The 19,918-nt window shown below is 59.3% G+C and carries 37 protein-coding genes and 2 tRNA genes; 27 read left to right on the top strand and 12 right to left on the bottom strand.

Annotation, left to right across the window (positions count from 1 at the left end):
* Nucleotides 1-3: 3 nt before the first annotated feature.
* From ACYAS9_RS22660 to ACYAS9_RS22715, 12 genes are all read right to left on the bottom strand, one after another.
* Nucleotides 4-1,164, bottom strand: coding sequence for a hypothetical protein (locus tag ACYAS9_RS22660; RefSeq protein WP_463570541.1), 1,161 nt, complete (start codon nucleotides 1,162-1,164; stop codon nucleotides 4-6).
* Nucleotides 1,165-1,174: 10 nt separating this feature from the next.
* Nucleotides 1,175-1,678 carry an HNH endonuclease gene (locus ACYAS9_RS22665; RefSeq protein WP_463570542.1) on the bottom strand — a complete coding sequence of 168 codons (504 nt, stop codon included), beginning with the start codon at nucleotides 1,676-1,678 and terminating at the stop codon, nucleotides 1,175-1,177.
* Nucleotides 1,679-2,056: 378 nt separating this feature from the next.
* Nucleotides 2,057-2,227 (bottom strand): hypothetical protein, encoded by a 171-nt coding sequence (locus tag ACYAS9_RS22670; protein WP_463570543.1) that lies wholly within the window; start codon nucleotides 2,225-2,227, stop codon nucleotides 2,057-2,059.
* Nucleotides 2,224-2,754 (bottom strand): hypothetical protein, encoded by a 531-nt coding sequence (locus ACYAS9_RS22675; protein ID WP_463570544.1) that lies wholly within the window; start codon nucleotides 2,752-2,754, stop codon nucleotides 2,224-2,226. Before ACYAS9_RS22675 ends, ACYAS9_RS22670 begins: the two co-directional genes overlap by 4 nt.
* Entirely contained in the window at nucleotides 2,751-2,942 is a 192-nt protein-coding gene (locus tag ACYAS9_RS22680; protein ID WP_463570545.1) for a hypothetical protein, read from the bottom strand. The genes ACYAS9_RS22675 and ACYAS9_RS22680 overlap by 4 nt, the downstream gene beginning before the upstream one ends.
* Nucleotides 2,939-3,343, bottom strand: coding sequence for a hypothetical protein (locus tag ACYAS9_RS22685; RefSeq protein WP_463570546.1), 405 nt, complete (start codon nucleotides 3,341-3,343; stop codon nucleotides 2,939-2,941). Before ACYAS9_RS22685 ends, ACYAS9_RS22680 begins: the two co-directional genes overlap by 4 nt.
* An 86-nt stretch (nucleotides 3,344-3,429) precedes the next feature.
* Nucleotides 3,430-3,499, bottom strand: a tRNA-OTHER gene (locus tag ACYAS9_RS22690).
* A gap of 374 nt (nucleotides 3,500-3,873) precedes the next feature.
* A complete protein-coding gene (locus ACYAS9_RS22695; protein WP_463570547.1) occupies nucleotides 3,874-4,191 on the bottom strand; it encodes a hypothetical protein in 318 nt (105 codons plus the stop codon).
* Nucleotides 4,192-4,249: 58 nt separating this feature from the next.
* Nucleotides 4,250-4,435 (bottom strand): hypothetical protein, encoded by a 186-nt coding sequence (locus ACYAS9_RS22700; RefSeq protein WP_463570548.1) that lies wholly within the window; start codon nucleotides 4,433-4,435, stop codon nucleotides 4,250-4,252.
* A 2-nt stretch (nucleotides 4,436-4,437) separates the two neighbouring features.
* The gene (locus tag ACYAS9_RS22705; RefSeq protein ID WP_463570549.1) at nucleotides 4,438-4,593 is read right to left on the bottom strand and encodes a hypothetical protein; all 156 of its coding nucleotides are present in this window, start codon (nucleotides 4,591-4,593) and stop codon (nucleotides 4,438-4,440) included.
* Between the two features lie 510 nt (nucleotides 4,594-5,103).
* A complete protein-coding gene (locus ACYAS9_RS22710; protein WP_463570550.1) occupies nucleotides 5,104-5,658 on the bottom strand; it encodes a hypothetical protein in 555 nt (184 codons plus the stop codon).
* A 30-nt stretch (nucleotides 5,659-5,688) separates the two neighbouring features.
* Nucleotides 5,689-6,465, bottom strand: a complete 777-nt coding sequence (locus ACYAS9_RS22715) for an XRE family transcriptional regulator (RefSeq protein ID WP_463570551.1) — start codon at nucleotides 6,463-6,465, stop codon at nucleotides 5,689-5,691.
* Between the two features lie 41 nt (nucleotides 6,466-6,506).
* On the opposite strand from ACYAS9_RS22715, the gene ACYAS9_RS22720 reads away from it, so the two are divergent.
* The 27 genes from ACYAS9_RS22720 (at nucleotide 6,507) to ACYAS9_RS22850 (ending at nucleotide 19,912) form a co-directional block, all read left to right on the top strand.
* On the top strand, nucleotides 6,507-6,710 hold the full coding sequence (locus ACYAS9_RS22720) for a YdaS family helix-turn-helix protein (protein ID WP_463570552.1): 204 nt from the start codon (nucleotides 6,507-6,509) through the stop codon (nucleotides 6,708-6,710).
* A gap of 31 nt (nucleotides 6,711-6,741) precedes the next feature.
* Entirely contained in the window at nucleotides 6,742-6,954 is a 213-nt protein-coding gene (locus ACYAS9_RS22725) for a hypothetical protein (RefSeq protein WP_463570553.1), read from the top strand.
* A gap of 18 nt (nucleotides 6,955-6,972) precedes the next feature.
* Entirely contained in the window at nucleotides 6,973-7,185 is a 213-nt protein-coding gene (locus ACYAS9_RS22730; RefSeq protein ID WP_463570554.1) for a hypothetical protein, read from the top strand.
* Nucleotides 7,186-7,278: 93 nt separating this feature from the next.
* Nucleotides 7,279-8,046 (top strand): KilA-N domain-containing protein, encoded by a 768-nt coding sequence (locus ACYAS9_RS22735; RefSeq protein ID WP_463570555.1) that lies wholly within the window; start codon nucleotides 7,279-7,281, stop codon nucleotides 8,044-8,046.
* Between the two features lie 2 nt (nucleotides 8,047-8,048).
* Nucleotides 8,049-8,357 carry a hypothetical protein gene (locus ACYAS9_RS22740; protein ID WP_463570556.1) on the top strand — a complete coding sequence of 103 codons (309 nt, stop codon included), beginning with the start codon at nucleotides 8,049-8,051 and terminating at the stop codon, nucleotides 8,355-8,357.
* On the top strand, nucleotides 8,357-9,109 hold the full coding sequence (locus ACYAS9_RS22745) for a DnaT-like ssDNA-binding domain-containing protein (protein WP_463570557.1): 753 nt from the start codon (nucleotides 8,357-8,359) through the stop codon (nucleotides 9,107-9,109). Before ACYAS9_RS22740 ends, ACYAS9_RS22745 begins: the two co-directional genes overlap by 1 nt.
* Nucleotides 9,106-9,807 carry a replication protein P gene (locus ACYAS9_RS22750; protein WP_463570558.1) on the top strand — a complete coding sequence of 234 codons (702 nt, stop codon included), beginning with the start codon at nucleotides 9,106-9,108 and terminating at the stop codon, nucleotides 9,805-9,807. Before ACYAS9_RS22745 ends, ACYAS9_RS22750 begins: the two co-directional genes overlap by 4 nt.
* Nucleotides 9,807-9,971 (top strand): hypothetical protein, encoded by a 165-nt coding sequence (locus tag ACYAS9_RS22755; RefSeq protein WP_463570559.1) that lies wholly within the window; start codon nucleotides 9,807-9,809, stop codon nucleotides 9,969-9,971. The genes ACYAS9_RS22750 and ACYAS9_RS22755 overlap by 1 nt, the downstream gene beginning before the upstream one ends.
* Nucleotides 9,968-10,252 (top strand): hypothetical protein, encoded by a 285-nt coding sequence (locus ACYAS9_RS22760; RefSeq protein ID WP_463570560.1) that lies wholly within the window; start codon nucleotides 9,968-9,970, stop codon nucleotides 10,250-10,252. Before ACYAS9_RS22755 ends, ACYAS9_RS22760 begins: the two co-directional genes overlap by 4 nt.
* Nucleotides 10,249-10,434, top strand: coding sequence for a DUF1382 family protein (locus ACYAS9_RS22765; RefSeq protein WP_463570561.1), 186 nt, complete (start codon nucleotides 10,249-10,251; stop codon nucleotides 10,432-10,434). The genes ACYAS9_RS22760 and ACYAS9_RS22765 overlap by 4 nt, the downstream gene beginning before the upstream one ends.
* A complete protein-coding gene (locus ACYAS9_RS22770; protein WP_463570562.1) occupies nucleotides 10,431-10,853 on the top strand; it encodes an ead/Ea22-like family protein in 423 nt (140 codons plus the stop codon). Before ACYAS9_RS22765 ends, ACYAS9_RS22770 begins: the two co-directional genes overlap by 4 nt.
* Nucleotides 10,843-11,160 (top strand): hypothetical protein, encoded by a 318-nt coding sequence (locus ACYAS9_RS22775; protein WP_463570563.1) that lies wholly within the window; start codon nucleotides 10,843-10,845, stop codon nucleotides 11,158-11,160. Before ACYAS9_RS22770 ends, ACYAS9_RS22775 begins: the two co-directional genes overlap by 11 nt.
* An 8-nt stretch (nucleotides 11,161-11,168) precedes the next feature.
* A complete protein-coding gene (locus ACYAS9_RS22780) occupies nucleotides 11,169-11,603 on the top strand; it encodes a recombination protein NinB (protein WP_463570564.1) in 435 nt (144 codons plus the stop codon).
* The gene (locus ACYAS9_RS22785) at nucleotides 11,600-12,328 is read left to right on the top strand and encodes a metallophosphoesterase (protein WP_463570565.1); all 729 of its coding nucleotides are present in this window, start codon (nucleotides 11,600-11,602) and stop codon (nucleotides 12,326-12,328) included. The genes ACYAS9_RS22780 and ACYAS9_RS22785 overlap by 4 nt, the downstream gene beginning before the upstream one ends.
* Complete coding sequence (locus ACYAS9_RS22790; protein ID WP_463570566.1) at nucleotides 12,325-13,002, top strand: recombination protein NinG; 678 nt, start codon at nucleotides 12,325-12,327, stop codon at nucleotides 13,000-13,002. Before ACYAS9_RS22785 ends, ACYAS9_RS22790 begins: the two co-directional genes overlap by 4 nt.
* The gene (locus tag ACYAS9_RS22795) at nucleotides 12,999-13,316 is read left to right on the top strand and encodes a hypothetical protein (RefSeq protein WP_463570567.1); all 318 of its coding nucleotides are present in this window, start codon (nucleotides 12,999-13,001) and stop codon (nucleotides 13,314-13,316) included. Before ACYAS9_RS22790 ends, ACYAS9_RS22795 begins: the two co-directional genes overlap by 4 nt.
* Nucleotides 13,313-13,906, top strand: a complete 594-nt coding sequence (locus tag ACYAS9_RS22800) for a hypothetical protein (protein ID WP_463570568.1) — start codon at nucleotides 13,313-13,315, stop codon at nucleotides 13,904-13,906. The genes ACYAS9_RS22795 and ACYAS9_RS22800 overlap by 4 nt, the downstream gene beginning before the upstream one ends.
* Before the next feature lie 125 nt (nucleotides 13,907-14,031).
* On the top strand, nucleotides 14,032-14,319 hold the full coding sequence (locus ACYAS9_RS22805) for a hypothetical protein (protein ID WP_056837550.1): 288 nt from the start codon (nucleotides 14,032-14,034) through the stop codon (nucleotides 14,317-14,319).
* A 103-nt stretch (nucleotides 14,320-14,422) separates the two neighbouring features.
* Nucleotides 14,423-14,499: transfer RNA gene (locus tag ACYAS9_RS22810), tRNA-Thr, on the top strand.
* 51 nt (nucleotides 14,500-14,550) lie between these two features.
* A complete protein-coding gene (locus ACYAS9_RS22815) occupies nucleotides 14,551-14,796 on the top strand; it encodes a hypothetical protein (protein WP_463570569.1) in 246 nt (81 codons plus the stop codon).
* Between the two features lie 37 nt (nucleotides 14,797-14,833).
* Complete coding sequence (locus ACYAS9_RS22820) at nucleotides 14,834-15,235, top strand: putative holin (RefSeq protein WP_463570570.1); 402 nt, start codon at nucleotides 14,834-14,836, stop codon at nucleotides 15,233-15,235.
* Entirely contained in the window at nucleotides 15,225-15,599 is a 375-nt protein-coding gene (locus ACYAS9_RS22825) for a phage holin family protein (RefSeq protein ID WP_463570571.1), read from the top strand. Before ACYAS9_RS22820 ends, ACYAS9_RS22825 begins: the two co-directional genes overlap by 11 nt.
* 86 nt (nucleotides 15,600-15,685) lie before the next feature.
* Complete coding sequence (locus tag ACYAS9_RS22830) at nucleotides 15,686-16,003, top strand: hypothetical protein (protein ID WP_463570572.1); 318 nt, start codon at nucleotides 15,686-15,688, stop codon at nucleotides 16,001-16,003.
* Nucleotides 16,004-16,134: 131 nt separating this feature from the next.
* The gene (locus ACYAS9_RS22835; RefSeq protein WP_463570573.1) at nucleotides 16,135-16,758 is read left to right on the top strand and encodes a putative metallopeptidase; all 624 of its coding nucleotides are present in this window, start codon (nucleotides 16,135-16,137) and stop codon (nucleotides 16,756-16,758) included.
* Nucleotides 16,759-16,789: 31 nt separating this feature from the next.
* Complete coding sequence (locus ACYAS9_RS22840) at nucleotides 16,790-17,311, top strand: DUF2280 domain-containing protein (protein ID WP_463570574.1); 522 nt, start codon at nucleotides 16,790-16,792, stop codon at nucleotides 17,309-17,311.
* Complete coding sequence (locus tag ACYAS9_RS22845; protein WP_463570575.1) at nucleotides 17,301-18,566, top strand: terminase large subunit domain-containing protein; 1,266 nt, start codon at nucleotides 17,301-17,303, stop codon at nucleotides 18,564-18,566. The genes ACYAS9_RS22840 and ACYAS9_RS22845 overlap by 11 nt, the downstream gene beginning before the upstream one ends.
* Entirely contained in the window at nucleotides 18,563-19,912 is a 1,350-nt protein-coding gene (locus tag ACYAS9_RS22850) for a DUF1073 domain-containing protein (protein ID WP_463570576.1), read from the top strand. Before ACYAS9_RS22845 ends, ACYAS9_RS22850 begins: the two co-directional genes overlap by 4 nt.
* Nucleotides 19,913-19,918 lie beyond the last annotated feature (6 nt).

A 19,918-nucleotide genomic window follows, 5' to 3' on the forward strand; every position in this document is an offset into this window, starting at 1 on the left:
ACCTCAGTATTGAATGCTGATGTTTGGGATCTTGCGCTGGGCGATCAGGGTGACCGCTTGCTTGGCGCAGGCCTCGGGCATGCCGCCGGCGATGAACGCTTCCAGGGCGGCGCGGTTGATCTTTTTCTTGTGCTCAAGATCGGCCTCGCGGGCCTGCTGCTGCCGGACGATTTCGGCTGCGGCTGCATCGGCGCGCCGGCGCTCATCAATCCTGGCTTGCTCGGCGGCTTGTTCGGCTCGCTTGGCGGCAGCAACGCGCTCTTGCTCGGCTCGCTGCTCGGCGGCGATCCGATTGGCTTCGGCCTGGGCGGCTTGACGCTCAGCCTGCTCGCGCTGCAGTTGCAATTCCAGGCGCTGGCGTTCGGCAGCAGCCTCAGCATCACGCACTGCTTGTTCGGCGGCGCGCTGCTGAGCGGCGGCCTGGTCGATCAGCGCCTGCTCACGTCGGGCGGCCTCGGCGCGCTCTGCTGCTGCACGCTCATCAGCTTCGCGCTGAGCCTGCTCGGCAGCGGCACGGGCAATGGCAGCGTCGCGGTCGGCTTTCTCTCGGGCTTCGGCTTCGGCGCGCAGGCGGGCCAGCTCGGCCTGCTGGGCCTCGAAGGCCTCGCGCTTCACCAATGCCTGTTTCAAAGTCGCGATGCTCTCGGCCTTCAAGCGATGAGCTTCGGCCTCGTAATCGCCAAGGTATGAGCCGTCGATGGCTACACCTTCGAAGGCGCCAATGTGAATCTTCAGGCCCGCAGCAGTGGCGCCATCAATCGCGGCTGGATCGATTCGAAGGCTGGCGACCCAGGCCTCAATTTCCTGCTTCTTCGCAGCCTCGGCAGCCTCCCACTCGGTCAGTGGCCGGCGAATCTCGTCGCGCAGCGCATCGGCATCCTTCACGAACTCGCGAAGCTCGGCCTCGATGACCTTGGGCAGCTCTTTGATACGGCGCAGGTAGTCCCGGCCCGGCTTCTCGACAGCAACCTTACGCTTGCTGACCAGCGCAGCCAGGCTGGCGATGCGGTCGCGTCCTTTGCGGGTGGTGAGGTCGGGCACTTCGCCGCAGACCTCATCCTTGATCATCTGCAGGAATGGCTTGAGGCCGTTATGCACGTAGACAGCCGGGGCGGTCTCTTCGCTGATGTGGTCAATCGTGATGACTTGCTGAGCTGCAGACATGGTTTTCTCCTTAACCGTGACAGGCGAATTCTTTGTGTATTTCCAGGCGCTTTGATTGGATGGCTGCTTTTGCCGAGTCCAGATCCGGATAGCTACCTGCGTAATAAATCCTCCCTTCAAAGCGAAGCTGGGTGTACCAGCGGCCTTTCCTGCCATCCCAGTACACGCCTTTCACTTTGCTGGCAGGGCTATTCCCAGTACGATTTGCCATGTTTTGCTGATGTGTTGCGAGGCGGAGGTTCGCCCACCTGTTATCCAGACTGTCCCTGTTGATGTGATCAATACGCGAGTCTGGGAAGCTCCCATTCATATAAAGCCAGGCCAGCCGGTGCGCCGAATACCGTACGCCATCAATCCAGATCGCCACGGAGCCGCGGTTGGTTTTAGTGCCGGCCACTGCCCCTGCCGCTTGTCGTGCGACTCGGCACAGACGGATGAATATCCCTGTATCTGGCTCGTATTTGAAAAGCTCTTTGAGTCGGATCTGGGTAATTGAATTTTTTGAAGGAGGCACACGCTGCTCCTTGCGCCATGCCGTCACCGGGGCGCTGCGAGTGGAATAAGGGGGGGGTTACAGGTTTTCGAAAGGGTCGAACCCAAGGCACTCGACGCAGATTGCTGGGCCGTCACCGGTTGGCGACGGACAAAGCAGTTCGTAATCCACCTTGGCGCCACACTCCATGCAGGTATGCTCATCGACATACCGATCAGCAAGGCGCTCTGCTCGGTCGCGGGATATCTCTATCGGGTCAGGTATTCGCATATTCGCTGCCTTGGGCTCAGGAAGTGATGCAGCCGGCGTAGGCGCTGAGCAGCATCCAGGCTGTTGAGATTGCGAGGACCAGAGCAGAGCTGCGCCATATGTACAGCCGCTTGGCGGCTTGATAGCGGGTCACGATTTTGGCCTCACAGCAATACGCCCAGCCTTCACAGCCTCGACCAGCTTTGGCGGCAGGGCGGATACCGGCAACTCGCGGGGCAGGCCGGCGCCTACGATTTGCAGGCTTCGCTCAATGTCGGCCAGTTGTTCGTCGATCAGGGATTTCACGACCGGCGTTGTCATGGCGCCACCTGCTTGCGGTAGCCTTCATCAATCATCGCCTCGACCACCGCCCGCATGGCTGCCGAGCAATTGACATCAAGGTTGTAACTTTCGGTGGCTTGGCTGATTGCACTGCAAGCGTTTCGGATTTGATGTAGACGCTCATCCGCAGCCATCTGCTCGGCTGTGCGGATAGGGCGCAGCTTTATGGCCGCAAAGGGCAGCGCCTCCTCGATAACTTCCTCGCCAGCGTAGCGCTCGAAAAGCAGGTACTTGCTTCCGCTGTGCAGCGGTGTGATTTCCTGCCAGTTTCTGCACCCAGCGTGCAGCATTTCGATTAGGACGCCAGGCGGAGGATTGCCTTCGCCATTCCATGCTGGTGATGGCCTCTCAACATACAGGGAATGGTCTGAAGAGGTGACAGTCATCCAATTGCCATGCCAAGCATGCCAAATCCCATTTTTCAGCATTCTCCACGGGAATCGATAGTCATCTATGCGAGCATGAGTCGCGCCTGCAGGCGCCTTGCTCCAGTCGATATGAGTCATGCCGCTCTCCTTGCGCCGCGCTGGATGTTCGTGAGCCGCTGGCTGTAGTGGGAAAACTCTTCAAGGGTTATGAGGGTGTCGGCCATCATCTTGTTGATGATCCGCTGCACCAGAATGAATTCGCCGGGCATTGCGGCGGGGTGATGAAGGCTTTCCAGCGCTTCATCGATCAGGATATGGGGGCTCATACCTCGTCCTCGCGCTGAGCAATCAGCCCGTCACGTGCCAAAGGCCGCAATAGGCCCTCTGCCTGATCCAGAGCAGCCTGCTTCGGGTCTTCCAACTCCAGCGCCTCTGTCAGCCCCTCGCGGGCCAGCGACATGTTGCCGATCAACAAGCCGTGGAAGATCTTGCCCAGCGCTGATTGGCTGGCACCCTTGCGGCTGGTGCGCTCCATCAACAGCTCGTCCAAGGCGATGTGGAAACGCTCCTGAGTGACGCCCTGAGCCGACTTGGCGAAGCGCTGAAACTGCACGTCGGCGCCCATCAACAACTGGTCGGCGGCGTTTTCGATCCAAACCAGCTCAGCAGGCGAGCAGGGGATAACGGGCCGACCGGTCGGCGGCACGATTTTGGTAGCTGCGTTCATGGTCGCCTCCGGAGGCGGTCGTTATGGGGTGGCTATGGGGTGATTTGGGCTGCATCGGGGTGTGAACTGGCCGGGTGCGATACCGGCATCCATGGAGGGAATCGAACCCCCGGCGCGCCTTTTGTGAGGCCGCTCTACCAGCTGAGCTACATGGTCACGCTTCGGTTACCCGGCCTAGGAACCCGGTCACCCGTTACGCTTAGCGCATCGCCTGCGCATTCAGTTCACACTCCGATACAGCCTGGGTCAGCGGAAAAGCGTTCCAGGTGATATCGGGCTGGTGTCCTATGGCAAAACCAGCAATGCCCCAACTTCGTCTCAAGTTGGCAGAAGCCCGCATGTGCGGGATGGCCCGGTGCGCGGCTTAGGCCGCTGGGCGTGGTGTAACGGATGCATCGGTCCTGCAATCTCAGAGGGAAAACCCTCAGCCCGCCGTATCTATTGCCCCGTGCCGGGCTGGCAGGTAACCGGTGCGCACGCTCCGGCGAGATTGCAGGCCGATGGGCACTCTTGCGAATGCCGACGGCAAATCAAACCGGCGAGTCGCCATCAGGCGTGCCGTGAGAAAGGTATTCGTGGATCTTGTCGAGGCCGATCCGCTCAAGCGTGTCGTCTGGGTCGCTGTTGGCCAGCAGCCAGTTGCGTACATGCTCTTCGCCAATAGCGTCGAGCAACTCATCAGCGCCCACCTCGTCCTTGATGTCTTCCGGATCAAGCTCGTAAAGGCGGTCATCAATGTCGAGCTTCTCCGCAATATCGCGGCCGCGCGCATCAACAGTTACGCTTATTCCGCTGGTGTGATAGCTGCTGTCGATGCTTGCGCTATCTGCGGGGAAGGTGATTTCCATGCTGTGACTCCTGTGTGATTTCCCGATGCCACCTCGCGGAAGTGGCATGAGGAAAGCGTCAGGCGGCAGCCTTGCAGTCAGCGGCCGTCATGCGGTGACCGTCCTCGCACTCCACGACGTGTACTGATGCGTGATATCCGCGCTCTGCGTTGAGCCGGTTCGCCTCGCGGATGCAGACGGCCAGGTCGGCGTCGATGAGTACCTGCAGCTCTCCGCGCAGGGTTATGCGAAGCACTTTGTTCATGATCAGAGGCCATTCGGGAGGTGGTAGACGGCCATCTTGTCCGGGCAGCTGGTGTAGCCCTTGAATGTGGCTTGTGCAGCTTCCTGCGGCTTGACAGGCTGAGCCGCGGCTTTCTTTGCCGCCATTTCAGCAGGGGTAGGAATGCGGAAAGTTTGCATGTCGTGATCCTCGGTTGGTTTCCCGTAAGCCCCTCGTTAGAAGGGCTTCCAGTGAAGCCTTGTTCTACCGCTGGCACCGCATAGCGGGTCATTCACTCGGTTCGAGCCTTTCGCTCTAGTCAGCCGTCGAGGTGAGCCTCGCGTTGGTTGCCTTTCGGGGCAATCTGATCTCCGGTCGCCGTAGAGGCGGTGCCGTCTTTGTTCGTGTAGCGCGGATTGTTAAAGAGCGGACCGGACTGCTGAGTCCCTCGGGAGGGGCTGCGGCGCCGATGGGTGTAAATCTACAACCAATAGTTACAGCGCGCAACCCTATGGTTGTAAAAAATGCGAATAAAAGTTCTGTCTCCTTTTTTATCAGTAACTTAGGGTTGTTTTTTTGTTCGTCAGCGCGCCGCTGCGTGCCGGCCACCGATCAGATCGTGACGAGGGGGTGCTGAACCCTGAAATTTAGGCAATAAAAAACCCGGCGCTGGACCGGGCTTTCAGTGCTTATTGGGGGGGGGGGTGGCGCTATCTGCATGCCTCTTGGCCAACATAGAAAGCGATAGACCCGGAGACAACAGGGCTCATCGACGCATCAGGCTTGGACGCCTTTAGCTCTGCATACGTGCTACCAGTGCCCAGGTACATCACAGTGCCTGCCGCGCAGTCGTAGGCGCGCTGCGAATAGGTGATTCCGCTTGAGCCAGACCTCTTGGTCATTATGATGCCCAGTCCTTTATCCTTGCTCTTGCTGATAACTGTGTAAGTGGCGCCTGGATCGGACGGGACGTAGACAGTGGGTAGGGAATATTCAGCCGCTGCCTCTGGCTGCGCGGTCGTGAAATATCGCTTGCCCTTTATCCCAGCCATGAACAAAGCAGGGCAAGCAATAAGGCATGCAATAATTATTATTCTGCTGCGCCTGATTGTTAGCAGGTCAGCCTCTGATGGATCCCTTCCTACGCTGCGTAGATACGTCACTTTAGCTTTTGCCACGCCCTTATCAACTCCTCCCTCAAGCAACACTTTCACACCAATTACAAGCGGTATGGCGGAAGAAACGCTTAATAAAAACCAGATCATTGCCGATTGCCCTCCTGGCAGTCTCTACACTCAAACCAGTACCGAGTACCAGAAAACCTTACCAAGAATGAGGATGTTTTTGGCGATCATATCCTCTGCTGAGTACACCTCATCTGGGTGTTCTTCACGGTTATAGCTGCGCATCCTCACCCCGCCACCGGGTAGGCGATAAAGCATCTTCACCCGCAACTGGCCGTCATGGTCGATGGCGTACATCTTTCCATCCACAACGCCGGTTGCGCCCTGATCCACACCAACAGTACTTCTGTCGGGCAGCACTGGCTCCATGCTGTTACCGCTCACGGTTGCGCAAACCGCCTCGCTGGGCTGCACCCCCTGCTGTCTCAGAGTGAGCTTGTCGAAGCGCAAGCGCTCGCCGCCCGAATTTTCAACAACAGTTTTGCCCGACCCTGCGGACAGCTCCACTTCCCTGAGGAACGGCACGTATACCTCGTCATCGTCCAGTGGCGTGTTGTCGTCCCATGTCTCCATTGGGCCGATCATTTTGGCGTTCGAGTCTGTCCGCCCATCGCCTTGAGGCGAGTCACCAGTCACAAGGTAGCCGACAGTGGTGGATAGGGCGGAGGCAATCTCATCGAGTCGCCGGCCGCGCGGAATTGAAACCTCAGACTCCCATTTCTGGACGGCTTGAGGGCTCACTGAAAGTCGACGGGCCAGCTCAGACTGATTCAGCCCGGCCTGCATCCTTTTTTTCGCTATGCGCTTACCTAATGTGCTCATCCCCCAATGATGCAACCCAAGGTTGTAATTATCACTGTGAATCTCAGTTGTAACTTCTGCGGCCATGCGATAACCTTTGGTTGTAAATGTAACTTTGAGGTTCAAAAATGGAAGAGCTACCCATCTGCAGGGCGGCAAAAGCCGCAGGCGGCCAGTCCGCTTTGGCTCGCCTTCTCAAGGTAACGCCCCAGGCGGTGCAGAAAATGTGCGCCTCTGGGCGTGTGCCCGCCGAGCGAGTTCTAGAAATCGAAAAGGCTACTGGCGTTTCTCGCCACGACCTTCGACCTGACATCTACCCGATTGCCGCTTAAACCAATTCATCAGCCACAAGGAGGCAAACAGATGGCCTACGACGATCCAGACCACAAACGCAGCGAAGTAGTGAAGTCGCGCTACAAGCCGGAAGACCTGCGAATGCTCCGTATGGAGGCCCGTGCAGCCGGCATGCAATTGGCCACCTACGTTCACGAGCTTTCCATGATTGCCAGGCGCCTTGGTGCTGCCCAGCTGATCCGAGAACTACACGGGCTTGGCGAGCAGGATAAATCAGCTTAAGCGCCCTATGGAGGGCCTATGCCTGAAACGACCTTCAACTCGATGGAGAAGGGGGCTCAGGAAGAAGTTAGGCAACTGAGTGCCGAACTCGGATGGAGCCTCGAGTACGCAGCGAATCAGTACCTGGAAGCAGGCAGATCGCTGGCCGTACAGGCCCAGTTGAGGCAGATGAAGCGAACAGCTCCGCTGCTTTCACTGGTGGAACACAAAAAGGGCCTCGAACGGGGCTAATTGTGGAAAAGGAGGGGTAGCAGCTTTCCTCCAGGCAAAAAAAAGCCGGGGTAGTGACCCGGCTCTCTTAAACATCTATGTGGGACAAATTATATGCATACCACGACCCCGATAATCAATACCCCAGCTCTCGCTCCACAAAATTCAATTATAGAAAATGTGGAGCGCACGCATTCTCTCAGCCTGGGCGGCGTCAAGATCAAGCAGGATCTGGAGGGCCGATACTGCCTGAATGATCTGCACAAGGCAGCGGGAAAGGAAAAGCGTCATGCGCCTGGATACTGGCTTGCCATACAGCAAACCAGCGAGCTTGTTGCTGAGCTGGAAACTACCGGAATTCCGGTAGTTACGATCGAAGGCAGAAATGGCGGAACCTTCGTAATGAAGGAGCTGGTTTATGCCTATGCCATGTGGGTGAGCGCAAAATTCCATCTTCAGGTCATCCGCACATTCGACGCCGTGGTTATCGGCCACATCAAGCTGGTCGAGGGTAAGCAGGCCAGAGAGCGTGCCCGCCTGGAAGCGCCGGCCCTGACCGATGCAATCAAGCATGGCCGCCTGGCAGCCGGCAAAGACATCAAGCATTACCACTTCAGCAATGAGTTCGACCTGATCAACCGTATCGCACTTGGCATGCCATCTAAGGCGTACCGGGCTGCCCATTGCATCAGCCCTACGGACCCGATCCGCGACCACCTGACGCCATGCGAGATCCGCTGCATCGAGCATCTACAGCGCGTTAACGCCTCTCTGATCGACGTGGGCATGTCGTTCGAGTCCCGCAAGGAAAAGCTCAGCCAGATCTATATCCAGCGCCATAGCCGGGCTCTGCTTTCCGAAATCAAGAGCCTGGAGTTTTGAGCATGGCCACGACTACCTATCAAGAGTTGATTGAGCGTGCCGCCCTGACAGCCCTAGACCTGTTCGAGGCGACGACCACTAAAAAGACCCTCAAGGTCGAGCTTAGCGCTATGTACGACGCCTTCTTCGCCGCGCATGGCCGGCCTGAAGGCTCTTTCGACCAGTACAACGACGCCTTCCTGCCAGTGATGACTTTCACCGATGAGCAGTACCAGCGCGTCGGCCAGGCGAAAAAGGCTGAGTACAACGCCAAGCGTCGTCACGAGACGGCCATCCGCGCCCTTGCGGGCTTTCAACTGAGGGCTGAGTAATGGCCGGAGACTGGATCAAATTCGAAATAACCACCCTGGACAAGCCAGAGGTTTGCCAGCTTGCGGATCTTGCCAGCATTGACCCGGATGCCGTGATCGGAAAGCTCATGCGTGTTTGGGCCTGGTTCGATCAGCAGACCGAAGATGGTAACGCTCCGAGCGTTAGCAAAAAGTTGCTAGACCGTAGCGTTGGCGTTACTGGCTTCTGCGAAATGATGAAGTGCGTGGGTTGGATGCATGAGAACGAAGGCCTTGTAAGCCTCCCGCGCTTTGATCGTCATAACGGAAAAACCGCTAAAAACAGGGGTTTGACGGCCCGTCGCGTTGCAAATCACAAATCTGGTAACGCTAAAGGTAACGCTGGCAGCGTTAATAGTGCGTTACCTAGAGAAGAGAAGAGAAGAGAAGATCAAAACCCTCTCTCTACGCGTGAAGCTGTCGATCCTCGCATGCCCAGCGAAATGACCCTGGACTGGCATGCTGACAAGAAGCTCCTGAAAACCTACGCGGTGCATTCAGGCGTAGCGCTGGACCTGTTCACCGAAGAGGCGCGACGCGCATTCACTGCCCACTACGAGCCACGCGGCCAGGTGAACACCCAGGCTGAGTGGGTGCAGATGCTGGTCAAGTGGGTGCTGAACGATCGTAACCGCGCCGCTGCATCGAACGTGAAGCAGTTCCCGGCGCGCCAGAGCAGCGAACCTGACTTCGACAGCACCGACTGGGCAGCCAACCTAGTGGTGCGCCCATGAAGCCCGCAAGCCAACTCATGGCCACCATGACCAACCAGCCCCCTGAGCTGCACGGCGGCCCCGTCGTCGTCTCCCTGGAGACCGCAGAGGTGGTGAACGACCTCTTCCGCCGCCTACGGGGCATCTTCCCCGCCTGGCGCCAAGCCTGGCCGTCCACAGAGGCCCTGGCGGCCGCAAAGGAAGAATGGATCAAGGAGTTTGCCGACGAGGGCATCCGCACCCTGGAGCAGATCGAGTTCGGCATCGCTAAGTGCCGCAAGCTCTCGAAACCGTTCGCGCCCAGCGCGGGTGAGTTCATCGCCATGTGCGTGCCCGGCCCGGAAGACTTCGGCATGCCGACCATTGCTAACGCGTGGATGGAGGCCCTCATGGGCACCTACAGCCACGAAGGCGTGAAGATCGCCGCCGTCGCCACCGGCCTGTTCGACCTTCGGAGCGCCAAGCAGGACGACAAGGGCCTTCGCCAGCGCTTCGACCACAACTACACGATCGTGATCCGCCGCGCCCAGTCCGGCCAGCCGCTGGACGGGAAGATCCTGACCGGCATCGGCCACGACAGCCAGAAGTCAGCCTTGGAGCTGGCCAACGAGCAGGCCGAGCAAGCGGTACAGGCCCGGATCATTCAGCAAGGTATTCCGGTAGACGGCGCATCGGCGCGCGCTCTGCTGATGAGCAAATTACGGAAGGGGAAGGCGTGATGGGCAACTCGACTATTCGCGAAGCCGTGGCTCGGGCGATCTGGAACATTCGCCGCGAGGAAGAAGACCGCTGCGATATGGAGCTTGAAGACATGGGCACCGACCATTCCGTTTGGGCTGAGGCTGACGCCGCCATCGAAGCTATGCAGGAGCTGCTGCCATGACCGACACCAACAAGATGCGCGACGAAAGCCGCGAGCAGTTCGAGGCTTTTTGCCGAGACGTTCAGGGGTGGGAAGACGACGACTTCCGGCTGGCATCGGACGGCGTGAATTACTACTGGTCCACGACCGGCGAAGCATGGATTTTCTGGCAGGCATCGCGCCAGGCGGTTGTCGTTGAGCTGCCTGCCGAGTGGTCGACCAACGTAGGAACAATGCTTCCTCCTCCTGCCGTGCATAAAGCCATCGAGGCCCATGGCCTGCGAGTGGGGGTGCGGAAATGAGGCGCGCATCCCCAGCGGTATTGCGTCAGGCCCTTGAGACTGCGCACTTCTACGCCAAGGCCGGCATCGACTTCGTGTGCGTGCCGGTGCTGGACGAGGCCGACAAGGTCAGCACGACAAACCAAGCTCAGTTCCGCATCGAGCAACTTCTGGATCGGGCCGAAGCCGAGGAGGCGGTATGACAATCGACAAGGAACAGCTCAAGGCGCTGGCTGAGGCTTCACAAGAGTGGTCAGAAGAAATTGGCGAGAGTGCATGGTATGTGGCTGGCAATTTCGAGAAGCCATTCTTCGGCGGGCCGGATGCTCAATTCATCGCCGCCGCCAACCCGGCCACCATCCTGGCGCTGCTGGATGAGATTGAGCACCTCACCGAATCACGCCAAGAGGCTCGCGACCTGCGCAACAAGATGGGTGACCGCCTTGATGCGGCTGAGGCCGAGCTGGCTGAGCTGCGCAAGGATGCCGCCCGCCTGACCTGGCTCGACGAATCCCAAGAGGTCGACTTAGTAGGCCCGACCCTGTGCTGTGGAAAGCACCGGCCGACCCTGCGCGAGGCGATTGATGCGGCAATGGCGATGGAGGCTCGTCATGGCTGCTGAAATTCATCAGTTCCCTGCCTCTCGCACTGCGCACAACCGTCGCGTGGCTTCTGAGCAGGCGAAGCGCAATGAGCTCGCTGAATACCTGCGCACTGTCGCCAAGTGGATTCAGGCCGACGACGTCAAGTGCGATCCCTCGGCGCTGTTGCTCGTCCTTTCCGGGAAAACCGGTGACGAGGTCGTTTGGAAGGGGTACGCGGACAACTCCGATGTGAGCCTGCGTGACGCTGGGCATGCTGCCTATGCCCAGGTCAGCACGCCCTTCAAGCGCCGCGGCGGGAATTTCCATGATCGGAGGAAGGTATGACTGACCTCATGCTCCGAAATGAAAGCGACCGTGCGCGACTGATCGGCTACCTGGCCGGCCTGGACCTGGCAAAGCCGCGGCGCCTGACAATCGTCGAGGTGCGCAGCAAGCGTTCTGACGCCCAGAATCGCCTGCTGTGGCAGTGGAACGGACTGATTCAGACGCACCTGCGCGAGTCGTTCGGCCAGATGGCCAGCTCGGAAGAGTGGCACGAGATCTTGGTGGCCAAGCTCTGGCCGGCAGAGGTTCATCCGGTGCAACTGCCCGACGGCACCCGGTACCGCGTTGGCCGGGCTAAGACCCGCAAGTTCACGACCCAACAGATGACCCAATACCTGGAGCTTCTGGACGCCTACTGCGCCGAGCACCTGCAACTCCTGCTGCCACACCCTGAGGATTTGATGATGGCGATCTACGGCGAGCGCCGGGGGAGGGCTGCATGACCGTCCTCAAGCGCTTCGAGCGCAACACTGTCGGCCGCGACTTCGCCGTTGGCGACATCCACGGCCACTTCACCCGCCTGAAGGCCGCCTTGGGTGCTGTGGGTTTTGATCCGGCAACCGACCGGCTGTTCTCTGTCGGGGATATGGTTGATCGCGGCCCTGAATCGGAGCAGGTCGACACCTGGCTGGCCAAGCCGTGGTTCCACGCCATTCGCGGAAACCATGAGCAAATGGCGATTGACGCCTATCGCGCTGATGCGGATGGCCGTGCCGCCGGTTTCCACCTGAGGGTTGGCGGTGCCTGGCTCTATGCCCGGTCATCGGTCGAGCAGGCCTGCTATGTCGAGCTGCTGGCTGACCTGCCACTGGTTATCGAAGTTGAGACGCCCGAGGGGCTGATCGGGATCGTTCATGCCGACTGCCCATTCCCGTCGTGGACCACGCTGCAAGAGTGGGCTGGTGGTGGGTCGGGCTTCCGCAATGTGGAAGAGGCCTGCCAGTGGTCCAGAAGCAGGGTCGACTTGCAGCAAGACCACGGCGTGGCCGACATCCGGGCCGTGGTGGTGGGCCATACCGTGGTTCGGCGCCCGGCGGTGCTGGGCAACGTTTACCACATCGACACCGGTGGCTGGATGGATGGCCGCTTCACGCTGCTGGACCTGCACACGCTGCAAGCTCACCCGCCGATTGACCCAAAGCTGTCCTGGGACTGGGGTGACGAATGAAGCGCGCCGAACTGAAACGCACCATCCCGCTCAAGGCCAGCGGCATAACCCTGCGCACACCCCGCAAGAAGAAGTGCCAGCACTGCCAGGAGGCGTTCCAGCCTTCGCGTACAGGGCAGAAAGCATGCAGTCCGACCTGCGCCATAGCATTGGCGCCGAAAGGGCTTGAGCAGGCTCGTAAGGCCCTGTCCGAGATCGAGCGCAAAGACATCAAGGTTCGCAAGGAGGCCCTCAAAAGTCGCTCGGATCACGTCAAGGATGCAGAGAAGGCAGTCAGGGACTACCGCCGTACCTACGAGTTGAGCATCGGCAGCGGCTGCATCAGTTGCGCGAAGTCTCAGGCCGAGATCCTGGCTGATCAGGGCTGGAAGACCGGCGGTGCCTTTGATGCTGGGCATTTCCTCGGAAAGGGAGCCAGGCCGGAGCTTAGGCTGATCCCGGAAAATATCTGGTTGCAGTGCAAGAGCTGTAATGCCGGATCGTCCAAGTACGCCCGCAAGGGCCTGACTGTCTCTCAAGGGTTCAGGGTCGGCCTGATTGAGCGCATAGGCCTAGAAGCTGTAGAGGCGATGGAAGCCGACCATGAGCCGCGCAAGCACACGATTGACGAATTGAAGGCGATCACTGCCGAGTTCCGGGCGAAGACACAAGAATTGAAGAGAGGGGCAGCATGACCAATTCCCAAGAAACGACCTGGCCGCCGACGCCGCCAGTTGATGCCTGGGGCGCGCTGTTCGAGCACCTTGATGCTGAGGTGCTGGCAGGACGGGAAAGCTTCGAGTCATCCCGGCAGCTGTTCGAGTGGGCATGCGCCGCAGACGGTCGCAGCGCGTATCCCGACGCCGAGCAGGTTCTCAAGCTCGCGGCATTCGAGACACTGAAACAGATCGCCGTTTCGATCATCCGCCAGGCGGTTCCGGGGTTCTTGGCAGAAATGGAAAAAAACAAGGCCCCGTTCTGGGCGAAGAAGTGGAGAGGGCAACGATGATGAATTTGAACTCGGCCCGCGCAGCCTGGCACGACGCGCTCTACACACCATGGGACAGCCAAGGCGCTCACGTCGAGCAGATCGGTCTGCTGGGGTGCTCGGTGCAGAAGACAGAGAAGTCGGTGAACAGCCGTCACGCCATGCACCAGTCCCTGTCTGCGCGAATCCAGCACGCCATCGCAACACTGCCCGGGCACCTGCAAGCATTCGGCAACCACATGTACAGCCCATTGTCCGGGATCGACGAGAAGGAAGAGGCCGAAGAGCGGGTGCTGCATCTGGCCTACAGCCTCGGCCCGAAGATGACCGCCAGGAAGTTCGAGAAGGCCCGGTATGTGGCCCAGGCCATCGTGCTCAGGTATCGCCGGCTGCACCAGGGCGGGCAGAGCGAAGGCGTCGACCCGCTGCCTACCGTCGAGAAGATGCGGCTGTGGATTCTAGCTGAGTTCGGAGTGGTGCTGGTGGGTGACCAGTGGGCCAGGGACTGGGGGGACTTTGTAGAGCGCTGTTTCGATGCATGCAACCAGCTCGACAAGGCCGCTCTGGCGCCAGTTTCGCGGTCGTTGATGGTGATGAAAGAAGCTGCTTGATCTTTTGTCGGCGTTGCGGCACCATTTCGCCATCTTTACAGTTTTGCCTTCGGCAAACCTTCAGATCAACCCGGCCCTCAAAGCCGGGTTTTTTGTTGCCCCAAGAAAACCACTGAGGAAATCACATGCGTCGACTCTCCGCTTACTTGGGCTTTGCGTTCGCCGCATGCCTGTCCCTGTTCTCGTTCTCTGCCCTGGCCGAGCCGATCACCAAGGCCTACCAGACGGCCTTCGTCATCGCCGAGCCGCACGGCGTCGCGCTCACCCGCATGGAGCTGACCCTGGCCATGTGGCGAACGGGCAGTGATGAAGGGCTAGAGGCCCTGAAAAGTAACCTGCGCGCATCGAGCAACCACTTCGAAATGGTGTCGGTCACGCCATCGCCTGACCGCGATGAGCGACCGGATTGCTGATACGCCTGGAAGCAACTGAAAAAGCCCGTACATGCTGCGGGCTTTTTTGTGCTGCCGAGGAAAGCTCCTGCACTGGCGGGTGCTTTCCCGGATGCATATTTTCGCCGCCATAGCTCAGTAGGCCAGAGCGTCCGCCTTGTAAGCGGAGGGTCCAGGGTTCGAATCCTTGTGGCGGCACCATTTAGTTTCGGCGGGCACGCCATTCAGCGCGGTAAGAAAATGACCAGATCAATGGCCTGGAGCCTCCTTGCGCTCGGCCTGGCTGCGCTCAACTTCGTCATGCACCGAGACATCAGCAGCAACGTCTTCTTCGCCACATTCATCTTCGTACAGGCCCTCAAAAGGCCCCAGGAAGAGGAGCGAGTGATGTACAGCCGTATGCTCGAGTTCGCGGCCTGTGCCGGTGCTGCATTGCTGACGTTTGCCATTCTGTCGAGGTTGCTTGGCGTCGAATGGACGCCGCCTGGCTCATGGTAGGGCAGACAACAGCGAACAACCCCCACCGGGAGCAGTTATGAGCGCAGATGGAATTTCAGGCGCCCTCACCGTTGGCGTGGCTACGGGTGCAGGGGTTGTTTCGGCCACTCAGATACCGATCGACCACGTCATCATCATGGGCGCCATCGGCGGGTGCTGTGCCTTTCTGGCATCTACCGCCGAACTCAAGTGGGGATCAAAGATCCTATACGCGATGTTCTCATTCATTGCCGGCTACCTTGCGGGGCTGACGGTGCTGATTTTGTACCCTTACAACGTGGTCGCCGCAGCTGTAGCTCTGGTCATTTCGGCCCTTGCATCCAGCATGTTCGGATCACTCAAAGCGTGGTCAGAGGGAGGGAAGAAACCTGCATGGGTCGGGTTCTTCGAGCGCTTCATCCCCTCAGGCCTACTGCGAGGTAAGCGAGATGAAGGATGAGCCGATTGGAATCCTCGACACGCTAGCGCACTGGCTTAACGGCTTTGGCGTATGGGTGCAAGGTGTTGCCCCTGAGGTGCTGCTGACAAGTCGCGGCATCTGCCACCTCATGATATTCCTGATCATCCTGGGGTATCGCAAGAAGACAGACCGGCATCGGTCTTGCGTAGGCCTGATGGCTGGCATCCTCGCCGGCGCCAATCTGGCTGAGTCATACCGGATCATCGTCAACTACACATCATTCCTTGCCCTGGCTCAGTTCCCGCTGACCGTATGCATGTTCGGCTTCCTGTTCTTCGTCGTGTACTCCCGCGGGAACATGGCCAAGCTGATACCGCCTCGTCTTGATCGGGCGATCAGGTAGCCGCTCCACAAAACGATATTCGCCATTTCGTGGCGCGCACATCCACAGCCCTGGCATACGCCGGGGCTTTTGCATTGGAGAAGGGTATGAGCAAAATCAAAGGCGATCGAGTTAAGAGTGAGCCAGCCATAACCCTGGTAAGTCGAACCCTTTCGTTCAATACGGAGGATGGTGGGCTGCCAGCGACTGTGCGGGTCAATGGGGTTGCATTCTATCCAGAGGATGAAGGTCGCGAGCCTGAGGTTTTGCCGGCCCAGATCGGTGAGTTCACCATCGACCCGCTGGAGTCGGCTATCAGCAACATCGTTCGCGAAGCGCAAGACGCTCAGGGCCTGACCCTGACCATCCTGCAGGACCAGCTGGCTGAGCTGTGCAAAATCCAGCGTGAAAAACTCGGCCAGTGAAAAAGAACTGGACGGTAACCGCACCAGGCTACAAACCCTTCCCGATGATCCTCCTTGACGAAGCCCTAGACCATGCAGGCGCTCTGGCCTTTGCCAGGTCGATATGGCCGATGTGCTCAGTGGAGTAATGCATGGACAGGCCAATGCCTCCATCCAAGCTTCTGGAGCTATCCGAGTTCGCAGAGCTAGGCATCCGCCTTGAGCCAGCCCCCGACGTATGGGAATGGATCACTACCCAGATACTGGCCGAGACCGGCAGTATCCATAACCCGGACCATGCTCATCTACTGGATGCCAGTATAGGTGTTATGTGGGCGTCCTCATCATTCGGCAAGCAGGGCCGCACGGTCTTAGGTCAGGCCGAGTCGGTCATGCTCCGCGCCGGGGGCTGGCAGAAAGCGCGCCAAGAACAGCAGATGTTCGAGTGGTTCGGTCGAGTGCCTGAATTCATCATCACCCTGGCTGCCGACTACTGCGCTCAATGCTCGGATGCAGAATTCTGCGCTCTGGTAGAGCATGAGCTGTTCCACATCGCTCACAAGCCCGACAAGTACGGCGCACCGGCCTTCACCAAAGATGGCATGCCGAGGCTTGAGATGCGCGGCCACGATGTTGAGGAGTTCATCGGCGTGGTCCGTCGCTACGGTGCGAGCCAGGATGTTCAAGCGCTGATTGACGCAGCAAGCAAGCCGCCTGAGGTGGCAAGAATCAACATTTCGAGGGCCTGCGGAACCTGTCCGCTCAAGTTGGCCTGAGGATAGACAGCAATAGACGGAACCCAACCCTATGGCAGCCCTGAGCAGCGAGGTGAAGGCCTTCATCGTTCAGGCGCTCGCCTGCTTCGACACACCTTCTCAGGTGGCGGAGGCCGTCAAGCGTGAATTCAACGTCGAAGTGAGCCGCCAGCAGGTGGAGTCGCACGACCCAACGAAACGATGCAGTAAGACGCTCGCCAAGCGATGGGTGGAGATGTTCCACGACGCGCGCAAGCGCTTTCGCGAAGAAACATCTGACATACCAATCGCTAACCGGGCCTATCGGCTTCGGGCGCTGGGCCGGATCGTTGAGAAGGCCGAGACGATGCGCAACCTTGCGCTGGCTCTCCAAGTGCTGGAGCAGGCCGCGAAGGAATGCGGTGATGTGTATGTGAACCGAAAGGTGGAGCCTGATAAGTCCCTCGACGACGAGATCAAGCGCCTGAATATCCAGAAGCTGCAGCGGGAGCTGGCCGACCCTGACCAGGATGTGCCCGAACCAAAGCAAGTCATCATCGGGGTGGAAGATGCAACCGATCCTGATGCTGAATAAGCCTCAATTCGAGTTCATCAAGTCACACAACAAGTTCATGGCGTTCGTTGGCGGCTACCGTAGCGGCAAGACGTTCGTCGGCTGTGTGCGGATGTGCATCAATGCCCTGGAGTTTCCCGGCATCCCTCAGGGCTACTTCGCACCGACCTACCCACAGATTACGGACATCTTCTACGACACCCTTCCGGGCGTTGCCGAGGCGTTCGGCTTGTACGCTGACATTGTGGCCAGCAACAAGCGCGTTTACCTGCGGGACAGCAAAGGGCGCTGCCTGAGCACCATTGTGTGCAAGAGCATGGAGCACCCGCACCGGATCGTCGGTTTCAACATCGCTCATGCACTGGTCGATGAGATCGACTGTATGCCGATCAAGAAGGCGGACAGCGCCTGGAAGAAGATCATTGCGCGGATGTCGACGGTCTGGCCTGGTCGCGACACGAACACCATTGACGTTACTACGACGCCTGAGGGCTTCAACTGGGTCTATCGCAAGTTCGTAAAGGAGCTGGCTGCCGATCCATCGCAGCGTGAGTTCTACGGCATCGTGCACGCCTCTACGCGGCAGAACGCCAAGAACCTGCCCAAGGACTACATCCCGTCCCTGCGCAAGTCGTACCCGGCGAACCTGGTAGACGCCTACATCGACGGCCTGTTCGTCAACCTGACCTCTGGCAGCGTTTACCCGAATTTCAACCGGTTCGCATGCCACACCAACGAGACGATCCGCCCGGGCGAGCAACTGCACGTCGGCATGGACTTCAACATCAACCGGATGGCGGCAACGATCCACGTCATCCGCGACGGTCTGCCTCTGCTACTGGAGGAAGCCACCGGCCTGTTCGACACGCCGGCCATGATCGTCGAACTGAAACGCAGATTCCCTGGGCGAACGATCACCGTCTACCCGGATGCCAGCGGCAAGAACCGCAAGTCGGTCAACGGCAGCGAGTCGGACCATGCCCTGTTACGGGCTGCCGGCTTTCTGGTGATGGTCAACCCATCGAACCCGCTGGTCCGTGACCGTGTGCTGGCCGTGAACGCCATGCTGCTGAACGGCGAGGGCAAGCGGCGATACCTGGTCAATACCGATAAATGCCCGGTCACCACTCAGGTGCTGGAGCAACAGGCATACACCGACAAAGGCGAACCCAACAAGGATGGCACTGAGGACCCGGTAGACGCCCTAGGTTACTTCATTGTCCAGCGCTTCCCGATTGCGGGCGGCTACACACTCGCAAACGTGAGCAACCAATGAGCGCATACACCTTCATCAAGGACAGCCTCCAGAACCTTGTGGCGGGGCTGGGCACGTCGCGGGACAAGGCATCCCACTCGCAATACGCGATCCCGGTAATGGACGACCAGCAGCTTGTGAATGCCTTTCGTGGCTCGTGGGCTGCGCGCAAGGGCGTCACCATCCCCGCTATGGATGCTTGCCGCAACTGGCGCAACTGGCAGGCCGACAAAAGCCAGATTGAGCTGATCGAGGCCGAGGAAGAAAGCCTGAATGTGAAGGGCAAGATTCTGGAGGCCATGCTCAAGGCTCGCCTGTTCGGCGGCGCGGCCGTGTTCATCGGCACTGGCGAGACCGATACCCGGTCAGAGCTCAAGCCTGATCGCATCGGCAAGGGCGGCATCAAGTACCTGGCCGTCATGACTCGTCGGCAATTGAGCGCGACCGAGATCGAGCAAGACCCGCAAAGCCCGCGATTCGGCAAGCCCAAGGCCTACCGGCTGCCAGGGTCGACGGTCGAGATTCACCCATCGCGGCTGGTGCTCTTCATCGGCGTGCCGCATCCAGACCCTGAACTGGCCGTGGGCGATTCCTTCGGCTGGGGTGACTCGGTGCTGCTGGCTGCCATGCCTGCTGTGCGCCACTACGACGAGACGATGGCCAACGTGGTTAGCCTTATCTATGAGGCCAAGATCGACGTCATCAACATTCCCAACCTGATGTCCAGCCTGGCTGACAAGAACTATGAGCGTCTGCTGCTGGAGCGCCTGCGCATGGCGGCGACCGCCAAGGGCATCAACGGCACGCTGATCTTGGATGGCGGCGAGACTCACACCTCCAAATCGGCCAATTTCAGCACCTTGCCGGACATCATCGCCAAGACGGAGCAGGGCGCGGCGGGCGCATTCGATATCCCGGTGACCCGCATGTTCGGTCAGTCCTCAAGCGGCCTGGGCGCAAATGGCGAGGAAAACACCCGCAATTACTACGACAACGTGGCATCCAGCCAGAAGCTTGACCTCAAGCCAGCTATGAGCGTGCTTGATGAGGCGCTGATCCGTTCCGCGCTGGGCTCCAGGCCGAAAGAGATCCACTACAACTGGGCGCCGCTCTGGCAGCCAACCGCGACTGAGCGATCAACCATCGGCAAGACTGTGGCCGACACCATCAAAACCCTGTCCGACACAAAGCTATGGCGCCCCGATGCGCTGGGCCAGGCCGCCACCAACATGCTGGTGGAGCAAGGCGTGGTTCCAGGGCTTGAGGCCGCAGTCGATGAGTTCGGGCTGGTGGATGAGGAGGATCTTTTGCCCACTGAGCCGGTAGTGAAGCAGCCAGCAGCGGAAGGCCCGCCAGAACAAACCTGAGGCAAT

This window comes from Pseudomonas sp. HP_08, assembly GCF_055284095.1.